We start from the raw sequence: 255 nt of genomic DNA, 5'->3' as shown, positions 1-255 counted from the left end.
GATCAAAGCCTGCTTACGGCTCCCCGAGGCATTTCGTCGTTCGCCACGTCCTTCATCGGCTCCTGGTGCCTAGGCATCCTCCGTGTGCTCTTATTAGCTTAACCAATGCTTCGTTATACATTTCAAAGAACATATAACTCCACGTAATCAAGATCAAAAGATCTAAGGATGATTCAGCATTTATTGCTTTGTTTCGATATCCAGTTTTCAAGGAACAAACAGCTTGAAAGGCATTGCACCTTTCAAAACTGAACA

General features: G+C 43.1%; 1 rRNA gene. It reads right to left on the bottom strand.

The features are described 5' to 3' along the window. Window positions 1-104, bottom strand: a 23S ribosomal RNA gene (locus ACZYR9_RS27950); the annotation flags it as partial. Between the last annotated feature and the right edge of the window lie 151 nt (window positions 105-255).

This window comes from Paenibacillus sp. F024, from assembly GCF_057814255.1.
This window is presented reverse-complemented; position numbering and strand designations above follow the sequence as displayed.